This window comes from Paracoccus sp. SSK6 (genome assembly GCF_039770665.1).
Classification (GTDB): domain Bacteria; phylum Pseudomonadota; class Alphaproteobacteria; order Rhodobacterales; family Rhodobacteraceae; genus Paracoccus.
The window spans coordinates 1-6,388 of sequence record NZ_JBDPNJ010000057.1; the positions used below are offsets into that span (position 1 = coordinate 1).

The following is a 6,388-nucleotide window of genomic DNA, read 5'->3' on the forward strand; positions in this document are numbered from 1 at the left end:
AAAGGCAGAACTAGCTTAAGGATCACAGTCCAAGTTCTTTCGCCTCCAGAGCGTTTAAACATTGCAGCAAGAACCTCGCCGTGAATTTTCCCCAGCTTATCTTATTTCTTAAGTTCTGCTCATTGTCATCCAACCGCACCGCCATCATGTCGTTGGTGCCCAGGAAGGACCGCATCGCCTCCAGCATCGTCGCCGCGTCCGTGTGGTCCGACCGGCGGACCTCCTGGAAGGCCGTCTCGGCCTCGTCGCCCCAGTGCCAGGTGTCGTCGAAGGCCTCGATCTGCGCGGCCGACTGGTCGCCCGTCGGGCTGCGGAACAGCACGTTGTAGCTGGCGTCCGAATTGAACGGCGGGTCCAGCTAGATCAGGTCCACGCTGTCGTCCGCGATGTGGTCGCGCAACACGCGCAGGTTGTCGCCATATCAAAGGTGGTTCGTCATCGCTGTCCCGTGCCGCCAGGCTTGCCGCCCGATCCGTTCTACACCGCGCAGGTTAACGGATTGCCCCCTCCGCGCAAGGCGGCGGGCGGGCGGCGTTGCCCCTGCCCCGCGCCCTCAAAGGTCGCAGCATCCGCGCGGGCGTCTTGCGGTGGCCGCATCATCTTTCTAGGGATCGGCACACAACCGCAAAAAGGGGCCAGTTCTTGCGAATCCTTGTCGATTCTACGGGTCATTCGCGTTTCCGCGCGCTTGGGCCATCGGTCGCCGCCGTTCCCCCGGCCGAGGCGCTGCGCGCGGGCATCGGCGCCCTGATCGGACTGGCCGCGGCCACCGCCCTGGCGATCGTCGTGTCGCCCGACCTGTGGCTGGGCATCTATCTGATCGCCCCCTTCGGGGCCACGTCGGTTCTGATCTTCGCCGCGCCGAACAGCCCCCTGGCGCAGCCCTGGCCCGCGGTGGTGGGCAACACCCTGTCGGCCATCGTGGCGCTGCTGGTCTGCCGCGCGACCGGCGATCCGGTGATCGCGGTTCCGGCCTCGGTCGGGCTGACGATCGTGGCGATGGCGCTGTGCCGGGCCACGCATCCGCCGGGCGGGGCGGTGGCGATGACGGTGGCCATCGGGGCCGAGAAGATCGCCCCCCTGGGCCTGGGCTTCGCCTTCCTGCCGGTGGCGATGGGCACGGTGATGCTGGTGATGATCGGCGCGGTCTACGCCCATGCGACCGGGCGGCGCTATCCCTTCCGCCAGTTCGGAGAGATCAATGCCCATGGCACCGCCGATCCCGCCGCGCCCGAACGCTTGGGCCTGTCCGAGGACGAGTTGTCGGACATCCTGGTCCGCTACAACCAGTCGCTCAACCTGGGGGTCGAGGATCTGGCGCGCCTGATCGCCGCGGCCGAGCTGCAGGCCGCATCCCACCGCACCACCGCGCAGACCGCCAGCGACATCATGTCCCGCGACCTGGTGACGGTCAGCCCCTATGCGCCCCTGCAGGAGGTCGCGGGCCTGTTCACGCGCCATGCCTTCACGTCGCTGCCCGTGGTCAGGAACGGGGACGAATATCTGGGCGTGATCTTCCAGCTGAACCTGATCGGGCGGTCCCATGCCGAGGCAAGCCGCACGGGCCGGCGCTTTGTCGCGGGGATGCGGCGGCTGTTCGGGCCGACCGGCGAGGGCATCCTGCGGGCCGCCGACCTGATGCAGGTCAGCCTGCCCGTGGCCGCGCCCGATACGCCGATCGCGGCGCTGCTGCCGCAACTGGCCGACAACGGCTTCGATGCGGTTCCGGTGCTGGAAGGGCGGCGGATCATCGGCATCGTCACGCGCACCGACCTGATCGCCGCCCTGGCGCGGCACAGCCTGCAACCCAGGGCCTGAGCGCGGCCGGATTCGGATGGTGGAAAATGGCAGGGGTTGGGGGACTCGAACCCACGACCCTCGGTTTTGGAGACCGATGCTCTACCAACTGAGCTAAACCCCTGCGGTGAGCGTCTGATAGGGTTTGCGGCCTCCGTCGTCAAGCGGTCAAAGGACGAGTTATCACACCGGTTATCAGTTTCTCGTTCTGTGCCTGTTCTGTTCATTTGCGCTTCTCCGCTGCTTGCCTAGCCCTCATGATCTGTCTCGCCTCCCCCGCATACTTGATGACCATCTGTTTCGAGGAATGGCCGCTGTAGGACATGATCTCGTCGTCGTCGCACCCAGCCCATGCCAGTTCCATGATCCCCCGATAGCGCATGGCATGCTGGTCATAGGTCAGAAGGCCAAGGCGTTTGCGCTCCTTCCGCATAGCCTGCGCCAAGCCTGAGTAGGTCAGGCGCCCTTGGGCGTGATCTGAAGCCTGCCGGCATGCCAAATCGAGCCGAGAAAGCAGCTTTTCGGCGGTTATCAGGTTTCTGGATTGTTCCGCTTATGTCCTGATAATCTTTCAGGCTTACGGGATTGGTTTCAAACGGGAAATTTACCGTTTTGGAGACCGATGCTCTACCAACTGAGCTAAACCCCTGCGATGAGGGTCTGATAGGATCTGCGGCGGGTGGCGTCAAGCGGGGAAACGCGGCTCAGGCATCGGCATCCTCGGCCAGGAAGCCGCCCGACTGCCGCGCCCAGAGCCGGGCGTAAAGCCCTCCCTTCGCCAGCAGGTCGGCGTGGCTGCCCTGTTCGATGATGCGGCCCCCGTCCATCACGATCAGCCGGTCCATGGCGGCGATGGTGGACAGGCGGTGGGCGATGGCGATCACGGTCTTGCCCGCCATCAGCACGTCCAGCCGCGACTGGATCGCGGCCTCGGCCTCGCTGTCGAGCGCACTCGTCGCCTCGTCCAGGATCAGGATCGGCGCGTCCTTCAGGGCGACGCGGGCGATGGCGATGCGCTGGCGCTGCCCGCCCGAGAGCTTCACCCCGCGTTCGCCGACATGGGCGTCCAGGCCGCGCCGGCCCTGGCTGTCGGACAGCAGGGGCACGAAGTCCTGCGCCTCGGCCATGCGCAGGGCGGCGTGGATTTCGGCGTCCGTCGCATCGGGGCGGCCATAAGCGATGTTGTCGCGCACCGAACGGTGCAGAAGCGAGCTGTCCTGCGTCACCACGCCGATGGCCGCGCGCAGGCTGTCCTGCGTGACGCGCGACACGTTCTGCCCGTCGATGGCGATGCGGCCCCCTTCGATGTCGTGGAAGCGCAAGAGCAGGTTGATGAGCGTCGATTTCCCGGCGCCCGACCGGCCCACCAGGCCCACGCGTTCACCCGGCGCGACATGCAGCGTCAGGTCGTCCAGCACCGCCATGGGCCGCGCGCCCTGGACACCGCGATAGCGGAAGGTGACGTGGTCGAAGCTGACCGCGCCCGGCCCCCGGACCAGCGGCTTCGCGTCGGGGGCGTCCTTCACCTCGCGCGGCAGGGCAAGGCTGGCGATGCCGTCGCGGACGGTGCCGATGTTTTCGAAGAGGGCCGCGAATTCCCACATGATCCAGTGGGCCATGTTGTTCAGCCGCAGGGCCAGCGGCACGGCCACGGCGACCGCGCCGACCTCGACCAGGCCGTTCGTCCAGAGCCAGAGGCCCAGCCCCGCGACCGAGGCGACGAGCAGGACGTTGATCGTGTTCAACGCGATGTCCTGGATGCTGGACAGGCGCATCTGCGTGTGGACGGTGCGCAGGAAGGCATCCATCCCTTCGCGCATCCAGCCTTCCTCGCGCGAGGAATGGGAAAACAGCTTGACGGTGGCGATGTTGGTATAGCTGTCCACGACCCGGCCCGTCATGCCCGCTCGCGCTTCGGCCTGCGCCTCGGCCACGCGTCCAAGGCGAGGGACGATCTGCCACAGCATCACGCCGTAGGCCATGGCCCAGGCCAGGAAGGGCAGCGCCAGCCGCCAGTCCTGGCTGGCCGCCAGGATCAGCGCGCCCAGGAAATAGATCACGACATAGCTGCCGACATCCATGGCCTTCATCGCGACCTCGCGCACCGCAAGCGCCGTCTGCATCAGCCGCTGCGCGATCCGGCCCGCGAATTCGTCCTGGAAATAGCCGACCGACTGGCGCAGCAGATACCGATGCGCCCGCCAGCGGATGCGCTGCGGGAAATTGCCCATCAGGCCCTGGTACAACACCAGGGATGCCAGCAGGTGCAGCGCGGGCAGCAGCACCAGCAGCACCACGGCCATGAAGGCCAGCCGCCCGCCTTGGGCAGCCCAGAACAGCTCGCGCGGGGTTTGCGCCAGCTGGTCGATCAGATCGCCCAGCCAGCCGAACAGCACGACCTCGACAATGGCGATCAGGGCCGAGGTGACGGCGACCAGCAGCAGCCAGGGGATCGCGCCCTGGCTGTAATACAGCACGAAGCGGACCAGCGACCGGGGCGGCATGTCCGGCGTCTCGGTCGGGTAAGGGTCGATGCGTCGTTCGAACCACGAAAACATGGCGTCACCGGATGTCGTGAAGGGGTTGGCAAGGGTGCGTTTGCTGGACCGATCAGGGGCGGCTGTCAAGGCGGCCGCCATCCTGCCATCCTGCGGGAACGATGCGAAGGCCAGCCACGTTCAGCGCATGACGCAGCCCGCCACCGGAAAGGACGCCCATCATGGCAATCAAGAACCTGCACGACCTTTACATCGACCAGCTGAAAGACCTGTATTCGGCCTGCAAGCAATCCATGACCATCGTCACCGAAATGGGCCGCGTCGCCAAGTCGCGCGAACTGTCCGAGGCGCTGATCGCGGGCAACCAGGGCATCGCGCGCGGCATGGAAACCCTGGCCCAGATCTGCAGCAGGCATGACACCGACCCGACCGGAGAGCATTGCCGGGGCATGGAGGGGCTTGTGAACGAAGCCCGCAAGCACGCCATCGAGACCGATTTCGGCGACGAGGACACCCAGGACGCCGCGATCATCAGCCAGTATCAGCGCCTGACCCATTACGCGATCGCGGGCTATGGCTGCGTGCGGACCTTCGCGAACCGCCTGGGCTATGACGAGGACGGCGGCGCCCTCCAGGAATGCCTGGACAGCACGCGCGACGGCGACAAGCACATGACCCGCATCGCCGAAGGCGGCGTCAACCAAGCCGCGATGGACGGCCAGTAAGGCAGGAGGCGCCGCAGCCTTGGCATCGGGCTGCGGCGCAGGGGTCACAGATGCCGGGTTTCGGTGGCCTGGTTCCACCAGTTGTCATGCGCGCCATCCGCGTGGAACACCGGGGCGGCGATCAGTTCCGCCTCGGGCACCCCGTCCAGGGCCGGGACGAAGACCATCGTGAAGCGGCCGCCCATTTCGGCAATGTCGCCCTGCGTCCACAATCGTGTCCCGCAGCGGCTGCAAAAGACATGGTGCATGTCCAGGCCGTCGTCCTGCGCCCTTGGGGTTTCCGCCAGGGCGTCCCTGCCCCGCAGGATGCGCAGTCCGTCCGGGTCGGGCAGGCGCATTTCCCAATAGCGCATCTTGCGGCAGAACCGGCAGTTGCAGCGCATGGTGCCTTGGCCCAGGTCGCCATCGGCCTCGAAACCGACGGCGCCGCAGAAACAGCTTCCGCGATAGGTCTTCATAGACGCTCCTCCGGGACAGGGGCTGGCTGCACGACCCGCGCTGCTGCCGGCGAAGAGGCTGGGGCCGCGCCGGAATGCGGCACGGTTCCGCCCTGTTCCTTCAGGCCGATGTACAAAGAAGCCGGGGCGGGCTTGTGGAACGACGGGGCAGCGCCGATGCCGGTTGCCGGAATGCCGATGGAGCCGATCATGGGGCACCTCCTTTCGGCCAGCCGTAGCACCCTGCCCCTGACAATCCGCGTCAGCAGCTATTTGTAGCGGCCCCCGCGCTGGATCACTTCGATCTGGTAGCCGTCGGGATCGGCGACAAAGAAGAAGCGCGCGATCACCTCGCCCCCCGGCGCGAAATCGACCAGCTTGCGCGGCTGGTAGCCAAGGCCGGTGATCCGGGCATGTTCGGCGTCCAGGTCGGCCACCGTGAAGGCCACATGGCCATAGCCGTCGCCAAGCGCATAGGGTTCAGACCGGCCCTTGTTGACGGTCAGTTCCAGTTCGACATCGCTTTCGCCGTTCGCCAGGTAGACCAGCGTGAAGTCCGGGAAGTCCAGCCGCTCGGCCACGGTCAGGCCGAAGCAGCGGTCATAGAACTCCAGGGAACGCGCCTCGTCCAGGACGCGGATCATCGAATGGGCATATTTCGCCATGCCGGGCCTCCTCAGTCTTTGCTCTGCCCAGGCTAAGAGATCGCGGCAGGCGCGGGTAGTATCGGATTGCCGCGGCCGGGGTTTATTTGGGGGGAAGTTCCGGTCTGGCAGCGGAAAAGCGTGCTGCCAGATGGTCAATGTCCCTCTTGGGGCCTTGATCTTGCGGTAGTGGGGCACAGCCCCATCCTACGGGGCCAAGGAACTGCAGGGTGGGTTTCACCCCACCATCCGTCCGCCGGTCGGCAGGGCTGAATGCGGCCTGTTGT

8 protein-coding genes and 1 tRNA gene are annotated in these 6,388 nt (G+C 66.2%); 2 read left to right on the forward strand and 7 right to left on the reverse strand.

Annotated elements, in window-relative coordinates:
- Positions 1-22 precede the first annotated feature (22 nt).
- Positions 23-322, reverse strand: coding sequence for a DUF6471 domain-containing protein (locus AAIL68_RS16985; RefSeq protein ID WP_347140945.1), 300 nt, complete (start codon positions 320-322; stop codon positions 23-25).
- Positions 323-642: 320 nt separating this feature from the next.
- On the opposite strand from AAIL68_RS16985, the gene AAIL68_RS16990 reads away from it, so the two are divergent.
- Complete coding sequence (locus AAIL68_RS16990; RefSeq protein WP_347140946.1) at positions 643-1,818, forward strand: HPP family protein; 1,176 nt, start codon at positions 643-645, stop codon at positions 1,816-1,818.
- Positions 1,819-1,845: 27 nt separating this feature from the next.
- On the opposite strand, the gene AAIL68_RS16995 is transcribed toward AAIL68_RS16990, so the two are convergent.
- From AAIL68_RS16995 to AAIL68_RS17005, 3 genes are all read right to left on the reverse strand, one after another.
- Positions 1,846-1,921 (reverse strand) — tRNA-Trp (locus AAIL68_RS16995).
- Between the two features lie 99 nt (positions 1,922-2,020).
- Positions 2,021-2,230 carry a hypothetical protein gene (locus AAIL68_RS17000; RefSeq protein ID WP_347140948.1) on the reverse strand — a complete coding sequence of 70 codons (210 nt, stop codon included), beginning with the start codon at positions 2,228-2,230 and terminating at the stop codon, positions 2,021-2,023.
- 271 nt (positions 2,231-2,501) lie between these two features.
- Positions 2,502-4,355 (reverse strand): ABC transporter ATP-binding protein, encoded by a 1,854-nt coding sequence (locus tag AAIL68_RS17005; RefSeq protein WP_347140955.1) that lies wholly within the window; start codon positions 4,353-4,355, stop codon positions 2,502-2,504.
- A 161-nt stretch (positions 4,356-4,516) separates the two neighbouring features.
- On the opposite strand from AAIL68_RS17005, the gene AAIL68_RS17010 reads away from it, so the two are divergent.
- Complete coding sequence (locus AAIL68_RS17010; protein ID WP_347140950.1) at positions 4,517-5,020, forward strand: ferritin-like domain-containing protein; 504 nt, start codon at positions 4,517-4,519, stop codon at positions 5,018-5,020.
- 44 nt (positions 5,021-5,064) lie between these two features.
- Here the strand turns inward: AAIL68_RS17010 and AAIL68_RS17015 are convergent, their stop codons facing one another.
- The 3 genes from AAIL68_RS17015 to AAIL68_RS17025 are packed head-to-tail and all read right to left on the reverse strand — an operon-like array spanning position 5,065 to position 6,122.
- On the reverse strand, positions 5,065-5,478 hold the full coding sequence (locus tag AAIL68_RS17015; RefSeq protein WP_347140952.1) for a GFA family protein: 414 nt from the start codon (positions 5,476-5,478) through the stop codon (positions 5,065-5,067).
- Positions 5,475-5,669 carry a hypothetical protein gene (locus AAIL68_RS17020; RefSeq protein WP_347140953.1) on the reverse strand — a complete coding sequence of 65 codons (195 nt, stop codon included), beginning with the start codon at positions 5,667-5,669 and terminating at the stop codon, positions 5,475-5,477. Before AAIL68_RS17020 ends, AAIL68_RS17015 begins: the two co-directional genes overlap by 4 nt.
- A gap of 57 nt (positions 5,670-5,726) precedes the next feature.
- Positions 5,727-6,122, reverse strand: a complete 396-nt coding sequence (locus AAIL68_RS17025) for a VOC family protein (RefSeq protein WP_347140954.1) — start codon at positions 6,120-6,122, stop codon at positions 5,727-5,729.
- Positions 6,123-6,388 lie beyond the last annotated feature (266 nt).

What these genes read in the sequence shown, in the direction of transcription:
- AAIL68_RS17000 (WP_347140948.1), bottom strand. Translation starts at nt 2,230, where the DNA reads ATGCGGAAGGAGCGCAAACGCCTTGGCCTTCTGACCTATGACCAGCAT.
- AAIL68_RS17005 (WP_347140955.1), bottom strand. Translation starts at nt 4,355, where the DNA reads ATGTTTTCGTGGTTCGAACGACGCATCGACCCTTACCCGACCGAGACG.
- AAIL68_RS17010 (WP_347140950.1), top strand. Translation starts at nt 4,517, where the DNA reads ATGGCAATCAAGAACCTGCACGACCTTTACATCGACCAGCTGAAAGAC.
- AAIL68_RS17015 (WP_347140952.1), bottom strand. Translation starts at nt 5,478, where the DNA reads ATGAAGACCTATCGCGGAAGCTGTTTCTGCGGCGCCGTCGGTTTCGAG.
- AAIL68_RS17020 (WP_347140953.1), bottom strand. Translation starts at nt 5,669, where the DNA reads ATGATCGGCTCCATCGGCATTCCGGCAACCGGCATCGGCGCTGCCCCG.
- AAIL68_RS17025 (WP_347140954.1), bottom strand. Translation starts at nt 6,122, where the DNA reads ATGGCGAAATATGCCCATTCGATGATCCGCGTCCTGGACGAGGCGCGT.